Source organism: Winogradskyella sp. (assembly GCF_025210595.1).
Taxonomy (GTDB): Bacteria; Bacteroidota; Bacteroidia; order Flavobacteriales; family Flavobacteriaceae; genus Winogradskyella.
Map to the genome: position 1 here is coordinate 1 of NZ_JAOARH010000077.1, position 21371 is coordinate 21371.

The 21371-nt window shown below is 33.6% G+C and carries 13 protein-coding genes and 1 pseudogene; 4 read left to right on the forward strand and 10 right to left on the reverse strand.

What is annotated here, in order from left to right; all coding sequences use genetic code 11:
- The 3 genes from N4A42_RS07990 to N4A42_RS08000 all read left to right on the forward strand — a co-directional run.
- Positions 1-1118: AraC family transcriptional regulator (locus N4A42_RS07990; protein ID WP_294072499.1), on the forward strand; the 1118-nt coding region annotated here is incomplete at its 5' end.
- 104 nt (positions 1119-1222) lie between these two features.
- Complete coding sequence (locus N4A42_RS07995; RefSeq protein ID WP_294072502.1) at positions 1223-2479, forward strand: erythromycin esterase family protein; 1257 nt, start codon at positions 1223-1225, stop codon at positions 2477-2479.
- A gap of 419 nt (positions 2480-2898) precedes the next feature.
- Positions 2899-3462, forward strand: coding sequence for a hypothetical protein (locus tag N4A42_RS08000; protein WP_294072504.1), 564 nt, complete (start codon positions 2899-2901; stop codon positions 3460-3462).
- A gap of 44 nt (positions 3463-3506) precedes the next feature.
- Here N4A42_RS08000 and murC read toward each other — a convergent pair whose 3' ends face one another.
- The 6 genes from murC to N4A42_RS08030 form a co-directional block, all read right to left on the reverse strand.
- A complete protein-coding gene (gene murC / locus N4A42_RS08005) occupies positions 3507-4859 on the reverse strand; it encodes a Mur ligase domain-containing protein (RefSeq protein ID WP_294072507.1) in 1353 nt (450 codons plus the stop codon).
- A 34-nt stretch (positions 4860-4893) separates the two neighbouring features.
- Positions 4894-6297 carry a TolC family protein gene (locus N4A42_RS08010; protein WP_294072509.1) on the reverse strand — a complete coding sequence of 468 codons (1404 nt, stop codon included), beginning with the start codon at positions 6295-6297 and terminating at the stop codon, positions 4894-4896.
- A gap of 3 nt (positions 6298-6300) precedes the next feature.
- Positions 6301-7656, reverse strand: coding sequence for an HlyD family efflux transporter periplasmic adaptor subunit (locus tag N4A42_RS08015; protein WP_294072513.1), 1356 nt, complete (start codon positions 7654-7656; stop codon positions 6301-6303).
- An 11-nt stretch (positions 7657-7667) separates the two neighbouring features.
- Complete coding sequence (locus tag N4A42_RS08020; protein WP_294072516.1) at positions 7668-9329, reverse strand: peptidase domain-containing ABC transporter; 1662 nt, start codon at positions 9327-9329, stop codon at positions 7668-7670.
- Positions 9316-10008 (reverse strand): TetR/AcrR family transcriptional regulator, encoded by a 693-nt coding sequence (locus tag N4A42_RS08025; protein ID WP_294072518.1) that lies wholly within the window; start codon positions 10006-10008, stop codon positions 9316-9318. Before N4A42_RS08025 ends, N4A42_RS08020 begins: the two co-directional genes overlap by 14 nt.
- A gap of 116 nt (positions 10009-10124) precedes the next feature.
- On the reverse strand, positions 10125-11078 hold the full coding sequence (locus N4A42_RS08030) for a tetratricopeptide repeat protein (protein WP_294072520.1): 954 nt from the start codon (positions 11076-11078) through the stop codon (positions 10125-10127).
- A 212-nt stretch (positions 11079-11290) separates the two neighbouring features.
- Between N4A42_RS08030 and N4A42_RS08035 the strand changes: the two genes are divergently transcribed.
- Positions 11291-17887 (forward strand): alpha-2-macroglobulin family protein, encoded by a 6597-nt coding sequence (locus N4A42_RS08035; protein WP_294072522.1) that lies wholly within the window; start codon positions 11291-11293, stop codon positions 17885-17887.
- A gap of 73 nt (positions 17888-17960) precedes the next feature.
- On the opposite strand, the gene N4A42_RS08040 is transcribed toward N4A42_RS08035, so the two are convergent.
- The 4 genes and pseudogenes from N4A42_RS08040 to obgE form a co-directional block, all read right to left on the reverse strand.
- Entirely contained in the window at positions 17961-18515 is a 555-nt protein-coding gene (locus N4A42_RS08040; RefSeq protein WP_294072525.1) for a DUF664 domain-containing protein, read from the reverse strand.
- A 490-nt stretch (positions 18516-19005) separates the two neighbouring features.
- Positions 19006-19524 (reverse strand): DUF4136 domain-containing protein, encoded by a 519-nt coding sequence (locus tag N4A42_RS08045; RefSeq protein ID WP_294072527.1) that lies wholly within the window; start codon positions 19522-19524, stop codon positions 19006-19008.
- 69 nt (positions 19525-19593) lie between these two features.
- A pseudogene (locus N4A42_RS08050) lies at positions 19594-20307 on the reverse strand (ion transporter).
- A gap of 6 nt (positions 20308-20313) precedes the next feature.
- Complete coding sequence (obgE, locus tag N4A42_RS08055) at positions 20314-21312, reverse strand: GTPase ObgE (protein ID WP_294072530.1); 999 nt, start codon at positions 21310-21312, stop codon at positions 20314-20316.
- Positions 21313-21371: the final 59 nt, after the last annotated feature.

Below are 21371 nucleotides of genomic sequence, written 5' to 3' on the forward strand. Positions count from 1 at the left end.
AAAAGATGGCCTTAAACTATAGTTTCTTAAACCTATTGATATTACTTGGTGCTATTCAGGGGTTTTTGCTATGTTTCTTTATCTATCAAAAACGAAAAAAGAATCCTAAGGCGGTTTTATTTTTTATACTGTTTTTATTTTCCTTAGCTTTTTTAAATTTTATTTATGCTTGTTTAGATTTAGATCTTTTTAGATACTACAGGCCTTTGCATCTTTTTCCTCTGCCTTATAAATGGCTTATTGGTATTGGGTTTTATTTTTATGTTAGGTATTTGTTTCCTTCTTCTACAACAACAGACTACCATAAATTGCAATGGTATTTGTTTGCACCTGCTATTGTTTATTTTTTATTACGAACGTACTGGTTTGGTATTTCTGTAAAGGAAAACAGCTATAGAATTACTGCTGAAATAGTGAATTCTAACTTTTTTAGGTATCATGAATATACTTATCTGTTGTTTTGCCTGTTTTTGGGTTTTCATCTTTTTAAGGTTGTAAGAACATATTTAAAGACTAACCAAAGTGTTGCTAAAGCTGAACACATTAATTGGGTGAAAACATTTATTGCTGTATTTATGAGCATCGTTGGATTGAATTTGCTTTTGTTTTCTATAGATTTATGGATTCATGATGGTGAAGAGACCTTGCAATTTTACTATCCGATTTTACTTATTAATTCTATATACATTTATTGGATTGGCTATATCGGGTTTACTAAGCCTGATGTGTTATTTAGAACATTTAAAACACAACATACTGCAATTAATGACCATGATGCGTTATTAACCCAAACGATTTATAGTTTAATTATTACTGAAGAACGTTTTACCAATTCTGAGTTTTCGTTACATGAAGCTGCTCGTATTTTAAATGTTTCGCCTAAGAAGTTATCTACACACCTAAACACTAATTTAGGTCTTAGTTTTTCTGAGTTTTTAAACCAGCATCGTATAGAAAAAGTAAAACAGCTTTTATTATCTGATGAGGCTGATAAATACACTTTGTTTTCATTGGCTCAACAAGCTGGTTTTAAAACCAAATCGTCTTTTAATGCTACTTTTAAGCGTCTAACTAACACCACTCCTTCTGCCTTTAAAAAAGCAAATCGCAGTATATAAAGATGTCCTAATTTCTGATATCTGGACATTTTAGCCCTTAAAACATAGGGCTTTTAGCGGTTTTAAACTCAAGTTTGCAGTTCACTTTAACATTAAACTATTTTATGTATTTATTCTTAAGAACACTTGTGCTTTTTTTATTTGTACCGTTTGGTTATGCTCAATGCAACCCCAAATTAAAACCTTATAGTAATGGCTTTAGTAGTATTGAAGCTGATTCTTTTTCGTTTCTTGATGAGGCTTTAAAAGATATTGTTATTGTTGGCTATGGTGAAAACAGCCATGGTGCTGGAGAGTTTACTCATCTTACCAGAGCTTTAATGAATTACTTAAACCATGCCCATCAATTTAACCTTTTAATTATTGAAACGGGTTTTGGAGAAGGTGCCTATTTTAATGATTATATACACGGAAAAAGAGATGATCTAAAAGCTATATTAAAAACCCATAATTCTACCTGGCGTTATACCACACCATCGTTTTACAGGCTGTTGAATTGGTTGCGTGAGCATAACAGCACCAGCAACAATAAAATTTACATTTATGGTTGTGAGATGCAATATGTTATTGGTGATGTGAAGCGACTAAATGATTATCTTAAAAAAGTAAACTCTGATTTTGTAATTGATGGATTTGAGAAGCACTTATGGCAAACCATTAGCGATGACGAAAAATCTAAGTATTACAATACCTACATAAGTTTAAAAGCACATTTTGAAAGTCATTATGAAGATTTTGTAAGCAAGAGCTCTAAGAAAGCTTATGAGCTTACCTATCATCACATAGAAGTTATTGGCCAGTTTGTAACAACAATTCATCAGCAGGTTTTGCAACGCAAACACGATTTTAGAGATATCTATATGGAAGAAAACATTGAGTGGATTTTGCACCATCATGGTGAAAGCTCTAAGGCTTTGTATTGGGCACACAATGCGCATGTTGGCGATTGGATTTCTAATGGAGTGGTTGATGTTACTGGGCATCAACTAAAAAAGAGGTTTGGTGATTATTACTTTAATATTGCTACAGATTTTGGTACTGGATCGCTAAAGGCCTTCTCAAAAGAAGGCAACTTAGAAACGTTTGATTTTGACCACATTGAAACCCATAGTTTTACGGCTTGTTTGAAACAATTAGGTCGCCCAAATACATTTATTAATATTAGAAACGCAAAAATGAACGCTGAGTTAAAAGCCTTTTTTGAAAATGCATTACGACTTACTAGTGGTTCTGGTGCGCAAATACGAAATAGCAAAACAGAAGCAAAAGCTATTGGTGAAGCCTTTGACGCTATCATCTACTTAGACACTGTTAATGAGATTAAATGGTTGGATTTTAGTGATGATGATGATGATGAATAACTATTGGGATCGTTTTTTACCTCTTGAAAGTTTAAACCTCTATAATTATATAAACTTATTTAAATCTTTCTGTAATTTACTGTGACTGTTCTTATTAACAGAGCGCTTTCTTTGTAAAGTTATTGGTTACGATTATATTGGGTGCATTCGTTATAATTAAAAAACACCCTCTACACTATATAAACAGAAACTTGGTTAACCGTAGATGGCAATTTCATTAATCCTTTATTTACAACTTGCTCATACATAAGCAAAAACGCTTCTTACTTCTTGGCTTTCTCAAAAATTTCATCGTACTTCGCTACAAGTTCTAAGCACAATACAAGTATTAAAACAGACCTATACCATCAAAATTTTGCGGCATTTTTGAGGAGGCATAATTCTTGATAAATCTCATACAATATTTAAAACCATACTAAATGAAAAAAATTTTATTGACCTTAACATTCTGCGGACTAACTTTAATCATGAAATCACAAAACGCAAGTGTTGAACAATCAACTTTTGGAATACAAACAGGGATTTTAGGAATTTGGGGTCATAATGAGTTAAAATTATCAAATCAAATTGCTTTGAGAAGTGAACTTGGATTTGACACTGGGATTTATGGAAGTAAGGCTAATGAAGTAGATGGGCTTATTCTTGCACCTACACTTACTATTGAACCACGTTGGTATTATAATTTGAATAAGAGAGAGAGAAAGTCAAAAAGAATAGATGGAAATAGCGGAAACTTTATTTCTATTAAAACGACATACCATCCTGATTGGTTTATAATTGCAAATGAGGATAACATTAATTTTATCAGTGATATTTCAATAATACCAACTTGGGGAATAAGGCGTAATATTGGAAATCATTTTAATTATGAAACTGGAATTGGGATTGGATATGTACACTACTTTAAAGAAGATAATGTGGTTTTACTTAATGAGAGCGGTGTTGCAGTAAATTTGCATTTAAGAATTGGCTATCGATTTTAAAAAGTAAAATTGAGATTCTGAAACACGTTCAGGGTGACAAAATTTTAGAATAATTTTGTCACCTCATCAAAATCTAAACCTCCATAATTACCAGAACTCATTAGGAGTAAGGCTTTGTTGTCTAAATTTTGGGAGAACACGAAGTCTTTAAACTCTTCTGGATTGGTATAAATGATTAAATCGTCGCGCTGAAAAGCATTGGCAATTTGCTCATGAGAGACTTCTTTTAGTTTTTTAATTTCGACAGCATGAGGAGAATAAAATACCACAGCCACATCTGCTGCATCTAAAGCGCCTTTGTATTGCTTTAAAAACTCTGCATTAAGGCTGCTATAAGTATGCAACTCTAAACAGGCTACTAAAGTTCTATCTCTATATTGTTCTTTTACTGCTTTGGTCGTTGCCTCTACCTTGCTTGGTGAATGGGCAAAATCTTTATAGGCAACACTATTTGAGTTTTCGGCAATTTTCTCTAAACGTTTGCTTGCGCCTTTGAACGTGGAAATGGCTTCGTAGAAATCGTCTTCGTCAATGCCCATGTGTTGGCAAATCCATTTAGCACCCGCTAAGTTATTTAAGTTATGTGCACCAAACACTTCTATTGGCATTGGTCCTTCTGGCGTTTCTAATAAGGTTTCGCCATCTACGACCGAATACTCTGGTGTTTGATAAGCTATTTTTCGTATTTGATTTTCGGATGCTTCAACGACACGTTTTACTTCTTGGTCTTCTTCATTGTAGTTAATACTTCCGCCCAATACAATAGAATCTACAAAAATGCTAAACTGCTCTACATAGTTTTGATACGTTGGAAACACATTGATATGGTCCCAAGCGATGCCACTTAACAAGGCTATATTGGGTTTGTACAAATGAAATTTTGGTCGTCTATCAATAGGTGAACTTAAGTACTCATCTCCTTCTAAAACGATAAAGTCGTTGTCTTGGGTGAGCTTTACCATAACATCAAACCCTTCTAGTTGTGCACCCACCATATAATCTACATCTCTATCGTGATAATGCATAACATGCAGAATCATAGACGTAATTGTTGTTTTACCATGACTACCACCAATGACTACTCTGGTTTTATCTTTGGACTGCTCATATAAAAACTCTGGGTAGCTATAGATTTTAAGACCGAGTTCTTGTGCTTTAAGCAACTCTGGATTGTCCTCTTTTGCATGCATTCCGAGAACAATGGCATCTAAGTTTGTTGTGATTTTTTCTGGAAACCAGCCAAAAGTTTCAGGCAACAACCCTTTTGCTTCTAATCTGGATTTTGAAGGATTAAAAATGGTATCGTCACTTCCTGTAACCTTATAACCTTTATTGTGAAGTGCTATGGCTAAATTGTGCATGGCAGCACCACCAATAGCTATAAAATGTACGTTCATAGAATATGCTAAATAAGTATTGTAAAAATACTATTTATAATTCAGGATTCACTGATAAACTATTAAAAAGCTTTGCCTTTGTACTGAAGAATTTATACTGAACTTCTATAGCCTTTAGCTGGCTATCTATTAATTTAGACTCTCTAGAATTTACCAAAAACAATGAGCTCTCACCAAGGACAAATTTGCGCTCTTCAGCCTCTAACATTCTAGAATAATCGGTGACCATTTGTTCTACTAATTTGTTTTGAATCTTATAGGAGTTTAACTCCTGTCTTAGCGCATTGATTTTATTTTGAAGTTTTACGCGCGTTGCGTTAATTTCGAACTCAGCATCTTGCATTTTTAATTTCGACAATCTTAAATCACCACGCTCTTTTCTTAAAAACAGCGGGAAACTAATATTGAGTCCACCTTTATACTCTGCTGTATTAAAAGATCTAGCCACATCTGGAGCTTCCGTTAAAAAGTTATATTCCACATCAACCTTAGGCAGTAATTTATTTGCTTTTAACTTTCTATCTACTTCTAGACTTTGCAATTTATAATCTAAAGCAATCATCTTAGGGTGCGACTCTAAAACAAGTTCGTTTGAGCGTAATTGATTGGTATTAAATGCTGCATCTATTACAGCCTCTGAATCTACATCTGGAATTACATTAGGCTGTAGCTCTACAGGCACATTATTGTCTAGCCACAAAAATGTAGACAACTCTAATGCCGTTTTCATTAACTTTATCTTAGACTGCTCTAGACTTAGTTTGCGTTGATTAATAGCAATACGTGCTTCTACAACATCTATTTGAGCACGCTCACCAACTTCTGCACCACGCTCTACTCCTCGAAATCGTAGCTCGGCATTAGTTAAAAAGTTACGAAACAACAACAGTTCTTTATAGGCTTGCAACCACTTAAAATAAGCTAATGACGCCTCAAATAAAATATTGTTAACAATAACATCTCTGTCTGATTTAGCTTGTTCTTTAAATAATTTAGACTGTTTTAAAGACGCCATACGGTTGTTAATTAACAAGCCTTGTGCGATAGGAATTTTTACACCAGCCGAATACAAGCCATCGTCTGGCACAACATCTTGAGGATTTAAAAAACCACCTGTGTTTTCTTCAAAAGCCGCCTTAAGCTCTATACCATACCATGTTGGTATTTTAAAGACACCATTAAGTTTATCAAAATATTCTGTTCCTTTAAACTTCTTTCGGCTATAATCAACCTCAAACTTAGGGTCAAAAGCACCTCTAGACTTTAAAAGTTTTGCCTGACTTTGGTCGATTACTAGTTCTGCCTGTTTCACTATAGGGTGAAACTTTTTAACATAACCTAAGTATTCGTTAAACCTCATAACCTCAACAATACTATCGGTTTGTGCAAAACTCAAAAAACTAACACTTATGAGAAGCAGTGTGCTTATATACTTCATAACTTACTTTTTAGTTTTTTTTGATGTTGATGCATCTTGAGGTTGATAAAAATTAGGAGGGAAACCATTAAGCTGTCTCCATAACTCAAACCAAATAGGCACATCTTCTAACAGCGCAATAGTTCTTGCACCAGAACCTGCACGTATTTCCTTTGGCCAAGGATGATCTTGCGGATCTGGTTTAAGTAGAATTCTAAATTTGCCATTTGTACTTATAAATCGTTCTACAGCCACGACCTCAGCACCATAGGTTCCATAAGACACATTAGGCCAACCACTAAATACAATAGCAGGCCAACCATCGAATTGAACACGCACTTTTTCACCAGGATGTATTAGCGGTAAATCAATAGGTTTTACAAATGTTTCTACAGCCAAATCTACCTCTGCAGGAATAATACCAACCAACTCCTCACCTTCTTTAAAGGTCTGGCCTACTCCACCACGCAAAGCTGTAGTGATGTAAGCGTCATAGGGAGCAATAATGAATTGCAAACTATTACGAATGGAGTAGTTAGCAACATCATTCTCTAATTTTTGAACTTCGGCTTCAGAGCTAAACTGGCTAGATTTTGCAGAAAACTTTTCGCTACGCGCCTTAGAAATCTTATCTCTAAACTCTTGCTCAACACGATTTATTTCTAGCTTTGCATTAGTTACTTCGGTTTTACTCACCAACAATTTTGCTTCTTGAGATGTTTCTTTAGCTTGGGTTTCTTGAAGCTTAACGGCTGCGTCTTCTAAGTTCTTTTTTGCTACAAAACCCTCTTTAAGCAGTGTATCTGCACGATTGTATTTAATCTGAGCAATTTTCATGTTGGTTCTTGCTGCAATCAAATCTATGCTATCTGCTTTTACTTTTTGCTTTGCTTGCGCTAGTTTGTTATTAGCTTGCTCTAACTTTAGGTTTTGCTCGTTAGTTAAAGCGTTAATACGAACGTTTTGCGCATTAACTTTTTCTGCATATGATTTTGCCGAAATCTTTTTTGCATCGCGTTGTTGCTGCGTTATTTCGACCAAATTTGGATTAAAATAATCGCTTTTAATTTCTGCAATTTGAATAATGGTATCTCCTTTCTTAATAAAATCCCCTTCTCTTACATACCACTTTTGAATACTTCCTGGTATTGGAGATTGAATGGTTTGTGGTCTTTGATCTGGTGTTAGTGTAGTAACTTTACCTTGACCAGAGATATTTTGCGTCCATGGAAGAAACAGAATTATGAATCCGAAAATTGCAAAGCCAACCAAAAAACGATTAAAATACTTGTAATAGGATTTATTAAAAACGCGCTTACCTGAACTATACTCAGATAAATCTACTTTTTTGTTTAGTGGGTTCTTAGATATATTTAACATAGCTATACGTTTTAAACTATTTCGCCATTATTTAATGTTATAACATCTGTACACTCACTTGCCCAATCTTTATTAAAGCTAGCGACAATAAGTGACCATGGATTTTCTGGAGCTGTTAATTGTTTTATTATTCTTTGCGCTTCAGTGGATTCAAAATGTTCTAATGGTTCTTCGAGCACTAATACTTTTGGTTTTTTTAGAATAGCGCGCGCCAAAATTATTTTCTTTGCTACTGTAAACGACATTTGTTTACCCTCTGGATAAATAATTGTCTCTAATCCCTTTTCGGTTTCTTTTAGATAACTACGTAAGCCAACTACCTCAATAGCCTTATTAATTTCTTCGTTGGTAATACTTTTATTAGCAAGCGTAAGGTTCTCTTTAATACTACCTTCAAACGGAGTTTCTTCTGCTAATGATAAACCAAGACACGATCTATAATTATTAAGATGCAAATTTTTAAGCGATTCGTCATTTACAAAAATTCTCCCCTCTGTTGGTTGAACAATGCCAGAAATGATTCTTAACAATGTTGATTTACCTGCACCACTTGGCCCTTGTACCAAAACACGGCTCGATGGTTTAATCGTAATTGACAAATCCTTTAAAATAGGTTTTTCTTTATTTGGGACACTATACGTTAGGTTTTCTAACTCTATTTTAAAACGCTCTACAGTATCTACTTTTATGCCTTCTTGCGGTTCTAGTTTTTTATCAACCACCTGACCCATTTTCTCTAAAGAAGTTAATACATCATAAAACGATTCTAACCCAAGTATTAATTTTTCTACGGAAGCAATAACTAATAGAATGATAATTTCTGCTGCAACAAACTGCCCAATATTCATCTCTTGACTTAATACTAAAAGACCACCAATAATCAACAGACCAGCCGTTACTATAACTTTAAATCCTATCATTTGTATAAACTGAAGAATTAAAATTTTAAAGTGACTCTCTCTAGCCTGAAGGTAACCATCAACTAATTTGTCGTTTTTATCTAGTGCCATTGAGGTTCGTCCAGAAATCTTAAAACTAGTTATAGCTCTAGCCACTTCTTGAATCCAGTGTGCAACCATATACTTTTTCTTAGACTCAACCAAACTCGTATGCATTCCTTTCTGAATTGTAAACTTAAAAACCACATAGATGAGAATGAGTAAAAGAATACCAAATGCGATAAAAAAAGGATGATAAAAGGACAATAGAATTAATGCAAATACGATTTGTAAAGCAGCAGTTGGCACATCTAATAATAGTTTTGACAAACCTTTTTGAACGGTTAATACATCAAAAAAACGGTTGGCTAATTCTGGCGGATAATAATTACGTAATTCGTTCATTTTTATTTTAGGAAAACGATACGTAAACTCAAATGAAGCACGCATAAAAATACGTTGTTGTACAGTTTCTATAATACGCATTTGCATGAGTTGTAGAATACCAACAAACACCACGCCAAGGGTTACTAAAACCACCAACACTATCCATGACGTGCTAACTTGAGCACCATGAATTAAGTTAATAATAGCCTGTATACCTAAAGGTAAGGTAAGACTAATAAGACCTGAAAAAACAGCATAGTATATTACTTGCAGTAAATCTTTTTTTTCTAATCTTAAAATCCCAACAAAACGCTGCCAAGGTGTTAAGAGAGGTTTATTTTGATTCATTTGTTGTTGTCTTTAAAACGTTTGTCGTAAGATTGATAAAGAATTCTGTAGGAGTTAAATCTTCACCACAATCGGTAATAGATTTAAAATGTGCTTTTAAAAAGTGTTGATGCAAAGCGCCTTCTACTATAGTACTAGCTAAACTAGAAGGAAATTCGTAATCTGAGTTGACGTTATTAATAATTTCACTCAAGCGCTTAATTAAACGTTTGTATACTACAAAGTACCCTTCTTTATTTTCGCTATCTACCTCTTTGGTTAGGTATGATTTTGAATATTCATTAATGATAATTCTATTAAGAACAACTTCGTTAATGTGCGTAAACGTAATGTCTTCTTTTATGGATCGCGTTACGACCTCAATTGCTTTATTTAACCTCTCGCTACTATCGTTAATATTATGCGTAGCAAACACCATTTGGTACTCTATCCATGCCCAATACCATGATGTTAGATAAAGGAGTAACTTATGTTTGCTTTCAAAATAACGATAAACAGAGCTTTCATTAGAACCTATTTTTGCACCTAATTTCTTAAAAGTAAAGCTATCAAAACCAATGTCATCTATCAGTAAAATGCTATGCTCAATAATACGCTTCCCTAATTTTGAAGATTCTGGATCTTTAATATAGATTTTATCTGGTACTGCTATTTTTAGATTTGATAGTAAATTAATCATAGTTAAAATATTTAAACGCAAAAATAATAGTATTACTATTATTTTCACATACTTAACTAATATTTAACCTATTAATAATTCTAATAGGTTTATAATTAAAATTTATGTCTTTGTTTTTACATCTTGGAAATGCTGGTCTTCTCTTCTTTAAAAACCTTGATTTTAGGTAAACCTGCAATGGCTTTATCTATCCATTTTAAAGCTTCTTCTTTGTTTTTTTTGTGTTTGTAGATTTGTGCTAAGCGATAGTAAGCCCAAGCTTTTGGCACACCATCTTTAGCAGAGTGGTTAGATAAATAGACTTTTAGACATTTTTCTCCTTTATCTAGTTGAAGATTATAATCTGCACATACTTTACCTATTTGGTAGTGCATGGCATTGCGCTGATGTTTATTGTGAGCTTTTTCAAGATTATCTATAGCTTTATCTGGCTCATCTTGACCTTCATAGAAATTGGTTAGCTTTTCATAACACGTTACAGAACCACCGACTTTAATGGCCAGTTTATAATATTTCTCTGCCAATTCTGGTTCATCATCATATTCATACACGTAACCTTTAGCAAGGTAACCATCTACCTTAGATAGTTTTTGAAGTTGGTTTGCATACTTTAGTGCTTTAGAAGTGCTTCCTCCAATAATTCCAGGAAGCGACACGTACAGCTCTACTAAAGCCCAACGCGTATCTATATGCTTAGGGTCTAATTCAGCAGCCTTTAAAAAAGCGCGTTTTACATCACCAATAATGCCTAGAGCTTTAAATTTACTAATACTTAAAGCTTTCATTCCTAAAGCACCACCATATTTATAATGATAATTGGCATTTTTTGGATGCGTGTTTTTTAATTGCTCATATTGCGCAATGGCATTATCCCACTCTTTTTGATATCCATAAGCATCGCCTAATAATTCAATAGCTTCTTTATCGTTAGGGTTTGTTTTTAAAAAAGCCTCTATTTCTTGTTGTGCCTTTTTATAGTCTTTTTCGGCCAAGAAAGTTTTGGCTTTCTCTAATGATGTTTGAGAAAAACAAAACGAAGATATAAAGAGTAACCAAAAAAATCTTTTCATAGCGTGTGCCACTTTTTCACAAAAATACAATTTAATAACGTGTGCCTTCACTCACAAATTGCTTACTTTAACTCATTGAAAAAGTACTGTTACTTCTTCTGGCTTTTTTTGGAACACCTTTTGAAGGTATTTTTAAAAATAAATAGAACGTGTTTAGGTCATAATGATTTAAACCAATACACTAAAAGATTACCGCCTTCGCGGCAAATATTATGAAAACTTATATCTCAATATTAATGCTAATATGTTTCGCTTCTTTTTCTAATGCTCAAAACAATTTTGATAAGCAATGGGAAAAAGTTATTGATTTTGAAAATGAAGGCTTAACAAAAAGTGCTGCTGACCTTGTTGACAATATCTATAAAGCTGCTATAAAGTCTAAAAACAAGCAACAACAGATTAAAGCCTTATTGCATAAAAGCAAATACATGCTTATACTAGAGGAAGACGCACAGTTTAATATTGTAAATCTTTTTAAGTCTGAAATTGAACACACCGATAACATTGTTACCAAACATCTTTTAGAAAATATGTTGGCAACAATGTATTGGCAATATTTTCAGCAAAACAGATATAAGTTTTATAACCGTAGTAAAACAGCAGAAAAAGTAAGTGACGATTTTAGAACTTGGGATTTAGAGACACTATTTCATGAAATTCATACTTATTACCAACACTCTCTTAAAAACGGATTATTACTTCAACAAGAATCGTTAGACAATTACAGTTTGCTTTTAAACGAAGCAAAAGGTTCAAAAATATACAGACCCACTTTATTTGATTTGTTGAGCCATAATGCGCTTCAGTTTTATAAGACCAGTGAAAATAGCATTACGAAACCAGCTTATGAATTTAAGATTGAAGCTAAAAGTCTAATTGGTGATAGCGAAGAGTTTATTGATTTAGATTTAACATCTAAAGATTCATTGTCTTTACAACTTAATGCTATAAAAATCTATCAGAACCTTTTAAGGTTTCATAGAAGTAATACAACTACCAAAGCTTTTGTAACCGTAGATATAGCACGCTTAAAATTTGTGGAGCAACATGCTACTTTTAATAACAAAAAGGTTGCCTTGGTTGCAATGCTTAAAACCAAAGCCGAATTATTAAAAGCATCACCTCTTTCAGCTCTATACAATTTTGAACTCGCTTCTGTTTATCGTGAACTTGGCAACCAGTATCAAAGCAATCCTTACCAAGGCGAGGTTGATGAAACCCATCGTTGGAAACTTAAAGATGCTTTAGAATTGTCTGAAGCTGTCCTTTCAACATATCCAGAAAGTGATGGTGCTAAACAATGTGTCATTTTAAAACAACAAATACTTCAACCAAGGATAAGGCTTCAGGCTGAAGAATCTATTCCTAATAATGCTGTTTCAAGAATTTTAGTGAATTATAGAAATCTACAGGAACTCAATTTTAGCATTTACAAAATCTCTAAAGGCCAGCTTAAAACTTTTAACCAATCTTATGATGTAAAGGATAAAGTGGCATTTTTTAAAACACTTAAGCCTGTAAAATCTTTTTCAAGCACCTTAAAATCTGAAGGCGATTACCAGGATCACAGCACCGAAATTATTGTACCAGAGTTAACGAATGGTTTGTACCTCATTAAAGCAGATACGAATACTGAAGATAATGTATTTGCAGCAGCTCATATACAGGTTACTGACTTGGCATTGATTGAAAGTAATGAAAATGATGTTATTAATTATCAACTCATCGATAGAAACAATGGGAAACCAATTACTGATGCAACCATTAATCTTACTTACAGAAACCATAGAGATAAGTTGCTTTCTAAAGTATTCTCAACAGATCGTAATGGGAAGTTCAGCTTTAAAAAGGACAAAAACTATTATAGAGCTGTTGACATAAAAGCCAATTATAAAGACGATACTGCTTTTTTTGGTAACTATTACATACAAAGACGTTATAAACACAGAGCGCATAACGACACCCAATACAATGTCTTTTTATTTACAGACCGAAGTATTTACAGACCAGGACAAACTGTTTATTTTAAAGGTATTGCTACCGTAACTAAAGATGGAAAAACCGAAGTTAATACAGATGAGGCAGCTAAAGTAGAACTTAGAAATGTTAATGGCGAAGTGGTTAGTGAGCTTCAATTAAAAACCAATGTGTTTGGTTCGGTAAGTGGTGCGTTTATATTACCTAATGATGGGCTTACTGGTGAATACTCAATAGCGTTATTTTGTGGTAGAAAAGACTACATTTATTTCTCTGTTGAAGAATACAAACGCCCAAAGTTTAAGCCCAAATTTCAACCCATTACCGAAACCTTTAAAGTTAATGATAGCATCACAGTAAAAGGTACGGCAGTTGCATTTGCTGGTGCTAATATTACCAATGCTAAAGTGGTATATCGTGTAAAGCGCCAAGTGCAATACCCAAATTGGTGGTATTGGAGACGCCCTTTTTATAATTCTGAACCACAAGAAATTACTTTTGGTGAAGGAAACACCAATGATAAAGGTGAATTTGATATTACGTTTAAAGCACTACCAGACGAGAGTGTATCTAAAGACAATTTACCTATTTTTAGATATGAAGTTACTGCTGATATTACTGACATTAACGGAGAAACACGTTCTACAAGCACTATTGTAAATGTTGGCTACCATGCTATGACCTTACAAATTGTGGCACCACAAGTTATTGATAAGTCTAAGAAAACGATTGACATTTCTCTAGTTTCAAAAAACTTGAATGGAGAAGAAGTGCCTGCCACAGGAACATTAAAAATATATAAATTAAACTCACCAGCACACGTTTTAAGACAAAGACCATGGAACGCACCAGATTTTCAGGTGATGTCTAAGGTAGAATTTAAGCGTTTATTTCCTCACGATCCGTACAATAACGAACATCAAATAAAACATTGGACAAAAGGAGACGAAGTTTTTAGCACTGATTTTGATACGGATGACCACAAAACCATCACTTTAAAAAAGCTAAAAAAATGGGATTCTGGCAAGTACATTATTGTAGCAGAAAGCAAAGATAAGTTTGAACAAGACGTAAAAGACGAAGCATTTGCCTCTCTGTTTAGCACATCGGATAAAACTGTTGCCGACCAGCAATTGTTTGAAGCATCTCTTGATAAAGACCATTATAAAGTAGGTGATATTGCCAAGCTAACATTAGGCTCTGCGGCAAAAGACGTTACAGTAACCGTTGAGATTGAGAAGAATAACAAAATCATTGTTACCCAACTTGTTAAGCTTAGCAATTCTAAACAGACCATTAGCATCCCTGTTTTAGAAAGTGATTTAGGCGGTTTTGAAGTTCATACGAGTTTTGCCGCGTTTAACTCATACATATCACAAAGTTTTAGCGTCAATGTTCCATATCCAAAAACCGATTTAGAAATAGAGACGACCACCTTTAGAGACAAGTTACAACCAGGACAAGATGAAACTTGGAGCTTTAAAATTAAAGGGCCTAAAGGCGATAAAGTTTCTGCCGAATTGTTGGCCAGTATGTACGATGCGTCGTTAGATGAATTTAGGACACACAACTGGAGCTTTAACCCAATTAACAGACCTTATTATTATGGAAGCGTGAATAAAAACTATGGACAGAGTTTTGGCAACATCAACTTTAGATTGTTTAATCGTTTTAAAAATATTGCCAATTTAAATCCTCAAGGTTTTGACCAATTGAATTGGTTTGGGTTTGGTTTTGATGGGTCTCATCATTATGCTCGAAAAATGTATTTAAGAAGTAGGTATGCTAACATTCCTTCATATTTTACTTCAAAAAAACAATCTGACATTAAGGGTGGTTTTATTAAAGGTAATATAATCACTGCTGAAGATGAACTACCACTACCTGGCGCAACTATTGTAATAAAAGGAAGTAATAGTAGAGCTCAAACTGATTTTGATGGCAATTTTTCAATTGAAGCAAAAAAAGGGGACATTATCTCTATAAATTATATCGGTATGAAACCTCTTGATATAATTATTTCGGATAATAATTTTTATAATATAAATCTTATTCCTGACAATATTACTTTAAATGAAGTTGTTCTTTCTGCATCTGCATTTGACATGACCGAAAGTAGTTCTGCTCTAGACAGAGCCATACAAGGAAAAATGGCAGGAGTAAATATTGTAGCAGCTTCTACCTCTTCTGATAATGTAGCTAATGTCTCTTTGCGAGGATCTCTAACTGGAAGTTCTCAAAACCCCTTATATGTAATTGATGGTCAAATTTCGGATTTGCATAATGCATCAGTACTTGATAAAAACTCAATAGTCAGTATGGAAGTTTTATTAGAACATGATGCTAAAACACTCTATGGTGTAAGAGGCAAAAATGGTGTTATTTTAATAAGAACAAAAAAAGGCCTTAAGTCAAATCAAGTAAATATCCGAAAAAACCTTAACGAAACTGCTTTTTTCTTTCCGCAATTACAAACCGATGCCGAAGGTAATGTAAGTTTTAATTTTAAAGCACCAGAAGCTTTAACTAAGTGGAAATTACAGTTATTGGCACATACCAAAACCTTAGAAAGTGCTGTAACGCCATTGGAAACTGTGACTCAAAAAGAACTGATGGTTATGCCAAATGCGCCACGTTTTTTAAGAGAAGGTGACAACATTTTTATTAGTGCTAAGATTTCAAATCTATCTAATAAAAAGTTGCAAGTTTTTTCTACTTTAATTTTAACCGATCCACTTACTGGTGAGGATTTAACTCATGATATTATCCAATATTCTAAAGAAATTAAGAACCCTAAAGTTAGTAAGACAGATGTTAGAGCAAGAGTAAACAGATATAACGAAATTGATAAAAAAGGTAACAAAAATGTGAGCTGGGAACTCAAAATACCTTCTAACATACAAGCTGTACAATACAAAGTTATTGCAAAAGCAGGAAACTTAAGCGATGGCGAACAAAATGCTTTACCAGTACTTTCTAACAGAATGCTAGTTACGGAAACCCTACCAATGTGGGTACGCTCTAATGAAACAAAAACATTTACGTTAGATAAGTTGAAAGACAATACCTCAACTACACTGACCAATCATAAGTTAACTTTAGAGATGACCTCAAATCCTGCTTGGTATGCTGTACAGGCTTTACCATACTTAATGGAGTATCCTTATGATTGTAATGAGCAGACCTTTTCGAGATATTATGCTAATGCATTAGCACAGCATATTGTAAAATCTAATCCTAAAATTGAAGCCGTATTCAATCAGTGGGCCTCTCAAGAGGCATTAATCTCAAATCTTGAAAAAAATCAAGAATTAAAATCATTACTAATCGAAGAAACACCATGGTTACGCGATGCACAAAGTGAAACCGAACAAAAAAAGCGTATAGGCTTGTTATTTGACCTCAACAAAATGAATAATGAACTTAAGTCGGCTAGGTTAAAACTGAAAAACAACCAATTACCTTCTGGCGCTTGGCCATGGTTTAATGGTGGGTATGCAAATCGCAATATCACGCAACATATAGTAACTGGTTTTACACACCTAGAAAAATTAAATATAGAACTCTACGATAATGGTAGTGTATCAGAGATGCTTACTTCAGCCATATCATACTTGGATGCAGAGTTTATTAAGGAATATCACAATCTTAAAAAGTATAATAAAGGTGTTGATTTATCTGAAGATCATTTGAGTACATCGCAACTTCAGTTTATGTATATGCGAAGCTTTCTTCCTGACACAAAAAAATCGAAGGAGTTGAAAGATATTATGGAGTATTACTATAATCAGATTAAAAAATACTGGCTAAAACGTCCGCTTTATGCCAAAGGTTTAATGGCTATGATTATGCACAGAAAAGGAGACGAAAAAACTGCTAGTAAAATCATAAAATCCTTAAAAGAAAATAGTATCACATCAGAAGAATTAGGTATGTACTGGAAAACCAACATCAATTCTTGGTATTGGTACCAAGCACCTATTGAAACTCAAGCTTTATTGATTGAAGCATTTAGTGAAGTTGGTGCTGTTATTCAGAGTGAAAAGAAAAACCTAGAAGACATTGATAATTTAAAAATCTGGTTACTTAAAAACAAACAAACCAATCAATGGAAAACCACTAAAGCAACAACAGAAGCTGTTTATGCTTTATTGCTACAAGGTAGCTCTTGGCTAGACGTTACTGAGATGGTCAATGTAAAAGTTGGTAGCGAAACTATTTCTCCAGAAACATTAGACCATGTAAAAGTTGAAGCAGGAACAGGTTATTACAAAACATCTTGGACAGGCAATGATATAAAAAAGGAACACGCAGATGTTACCATAACTAAAAAAGGAGATGGTATTGCTTGGGGAGCGCTATATTGGCAATATTTTGAAGATTTGGATAAGATTACTTCAGCAGAAACACCTTTAAAATTGAGTAAAAAACTCTTTTTAAAAACCAATACTGATACAGGTGAAGAAATTTCTGAGATTACTTCTGAAACAAATCTGAAGGTTGGTGATTTAGTAAGCGTTCGTATTGAGCTTAGAACAGATCGCGCTATGGAATTTGTACATCTTAAGGATATGCGTGCTGCAGGTTTTGAGCCTATTAATGTTTTATCGCAATACAAATGGCAAGATGGTTTAGGTTATTACGAAAGCACCAAAGATGCAGCAACCAATTTCTTTATTGATTTTTTACCAAAAGGCATTTATGTTTTTGAATATGACTTGCGTGTTAATAATGCTGGTGAGATGAGCAATGGTATTAGCACCATACAATCTATGTATGCACCAGAATTTAGCAGCCATAGTGAAGGGGTTAGAATTGAGGTTGACGAATAACAATTGGTAGATTTTGAATTGTTATTACTTATTACACTTGTTAGGTGCAATATGGCTATATTCTGCCTCTTTTTTATTTTATTCGTTTAGTAATCATTGCTAGCTGTCCCATATGATTAGCTTGGTGTTCCATAACATGAAACCAAGCCCAATGCATTGTCATGTTTCCTATTTTAGATTTAAACCAATCATCATCCTTAGCTTTTAATAGTTTTTTAGTTTTTGCCCTAACTTTATCATATAAGTCCATATAATAATTAATAGGTTTATTTTTAAATTCCTTTCTTGCTTTTTCACCTAAAGTCAAAGCTGTTTCCCACTTCTCTTTTTCTTCTTCATTAAACCCTCTTCCTTCAAAAGTATATACTTGATAATAGGCTTCTGTTGCCGCTAAATGGTATATGATTGCTCCAGGACTATTGGCATTTTCATCTAAAAGAAAATCAGTACCTTCTTGATCTAAATTTCTAACATGCCTTTCTACACGCCTTTTTAAGTTATCTAACATAGACACCATGTTTCCAATATCATTAGAGTAACCTTTTGGTGCTTTAATCTCTGATTGAGAAAAGGAGAATGATGAACTTAAAATTACGATAAATAGTAAAGAATAAAAATTGGATTTCATTGATTGATGGCTTTAGTTTGTTTAAAAGTAAAAATCTAAACTCCCAATACCTCAATGATTAACAACAGATTAACTTAAACCCCTCTCTTTTAAATTAAAATATTTAACGAATAAATATTAAAAAATTCAATTTCAGAACCAATATTAAACATTCATCGTACAATAACGAATTTCATCTATAACTGAATGATTTTAAATGATTTTTCTCACTCAAGTATACTTTTCATCGAATAACGATGTATTTCACATTGTTATTAATCAATAAAAAGTAAATTGTAATGCAATAAAGATGGGACAGTAAAATTGAATCTATTTTCTTCTGAAAAAATTTACCATTAGAATATTTCAGAAAGGATTACCATCGGAAAAGGAGTATGTTTTGAAGGACCTGCTCCTTTTTTCATGGATAAATATAACATCAAATAAGATAGCAATCAAATAAAATCGATGAACCGTAAAATCATATTTACATTAAAAACACTATAACTTATCACTTTGGCGGATATTTTTCAAAAATCTTAGCCACTAAAGCTTCAAAATAAGATTCACGTTTTTCAGGAGAAGCATTAGGTCTATAAGTACTTTCACTAACCGCTTGCCAAAACAGTTTTTCATTTTGTTTCTTATCTACAAAATCTATCACTATTTGTCTTGTGTTTTGGTTTCCTCCAAGTGGTATACCAACTGAAACTCCACCACCAACATTTCTACCAGATCCACCAACTCCTACTCCAACATTAGAGTTACTTCTGTTCATTATATCCTGACTTTGTATGTCTATAAAGAAATCTGGATTATTGGAGCGTGTTAAGCCCATTGTTACCAGTTTGGCATCTATGGCTCGCATTAAACGCTTATTATCTAATTGGCTTAAACCCGTTTGCATATCACTAAAATAGTCATAGGTTTTATACTTTGAAAAGTCGGTAGAGCTTTCGTAATCGTAATTAACTATAGTACCACAAGACGAAATAAGAAGAAAAAGGAATAAATATTTTAGAGCACGCATTTTTATTTTAAAGATACTTAAAAATAGAGTCCGTATCAAGTATAGAATAACAGAAATGCAAAACTTTAACTATTCTTCTTCAGAATCTGGATCAACAACTTTTGTTAACGATGATGATATAATACCTGTAGGTATAGCCACAATACCCAAACCTATAAGAAGAATAAAAAAGGTAAACACTCTACCACCAACCGTTATTGGGTATACATCTCCATAACCTACAGTAGTTAGTGTAATAATAGACCACCAAAGACTATCGAAAATAGACGAGAAATGCTCTGGTTGGGCTTCGTTTTCAAAATAGTATATACCTATTGCAGCAAAATAAATAAGTACCAATGTTACACCCATAAAGAGGATGATTTGCTCTTTTGCCATTATCATTGCTCTAGCAAAATGACGCATTGCTCTATTATAACGTACTAACTTTAACAGTCTAAAAAGTCTGAACAACCTCAACACTCTTAGTGAACGAAGATCTAATCCGAAAGACAGGTAAAATGGCAGAATAGCAAACAAATCTATCAATCAAAAAAAACTAAAGACAAACTTAAGTTTTCGATCTGCTACATACACTCTTGCCAAGTATTCAAATGTAAAAACTACAACACAAAAGATTTCTATAGAGTTGAGTATCGTTTTAGTTTGTGGTTTTAGATCTGGAAGTGTTTCTAATGAAAATGTTATGACAGATAAGACAATCAAAAACTGAATAAAAAAAGCAAAACTCTTACTGATTTTATTGTCGTTATATTCTACAATGTTTTTGAGAGTTTCCTTCATAAAAGGTTATTCATTGAGCATTCTCCATAACTTATCTTTTAATTCTGTTAACCCTTGTTGGGCTACAGAAGAAATAAACATATAGTTACACTCTAAATCTTTATCTAAGATTGTTGAAATCTCCGATTTTAATTCATCGTCTAACATATCGGATTTTGAGACGCACACAAAACGCTCTTTATCTAACATCTCAGGATTATAGCGTCTCAACTCATCTACCAAAATCTCATATTGCTCTACAATATCCTTAGCATCTGCTGGTATTAAAAACAGTAAGATTGAATTGCGCTCTATATGCCTTAAAAAGTAATACCCTAAACCTTTACCTTCGGCAGCACCTTCTATAATACCAGGAATATCTGCCATTACAAAGGATTGAAAATCGCGATATTTCACAATCCCTAAGTTAGGTTTTAAGGTGGTAAACTCATAATCTGCAATCTTAGGTTTTGCAGAAGTTAACACAGATAAAAGTGTTGATTTTCCTGCATTTGGAAAACCAACCAAACCAACATCTGCTAATACTTTTAACTCTATTGTAATATTTTTTTCTTCGAGAGGAATACCAGGTTGCGCATAACGTGGTGTTTGATTTACCGAACTTTTAAAATGCCAGTTACCACGACCACCTTTTCCGCCTTCTGCTACAATTCTTTCCTCACCATTTTCGGTAATCTCAAAAAGAATTTCATCAGTCTCTGTATCTCTAACAACAGTTCCTAAAGGCACTTCTATAATAGCATCTTCACCATCTGCTCCGGTACTTCTCCCTGAGCTACCATGTGCACCATGGCCAGCTTTAATATGTCTTTTAAACTTTAGATGAATTAAAGTCCAAAGGTTAGAATTCCCTCTAATGATTACATGACCACCACGACCACCATCACCACCATCAGGACCACCTTTAGCTATATACTTTTCGCGATGTAAATGTGCAGACCCTTTACCTCCATTACCAGATGCAACGTGCATTTTTACATAATCAACAAAATTTCCTTCAGTCATGTTTTTTGTTTAATCGTGAAATTGTTTAATTAAACTTTTATCGTACCCTTGAGAGATTC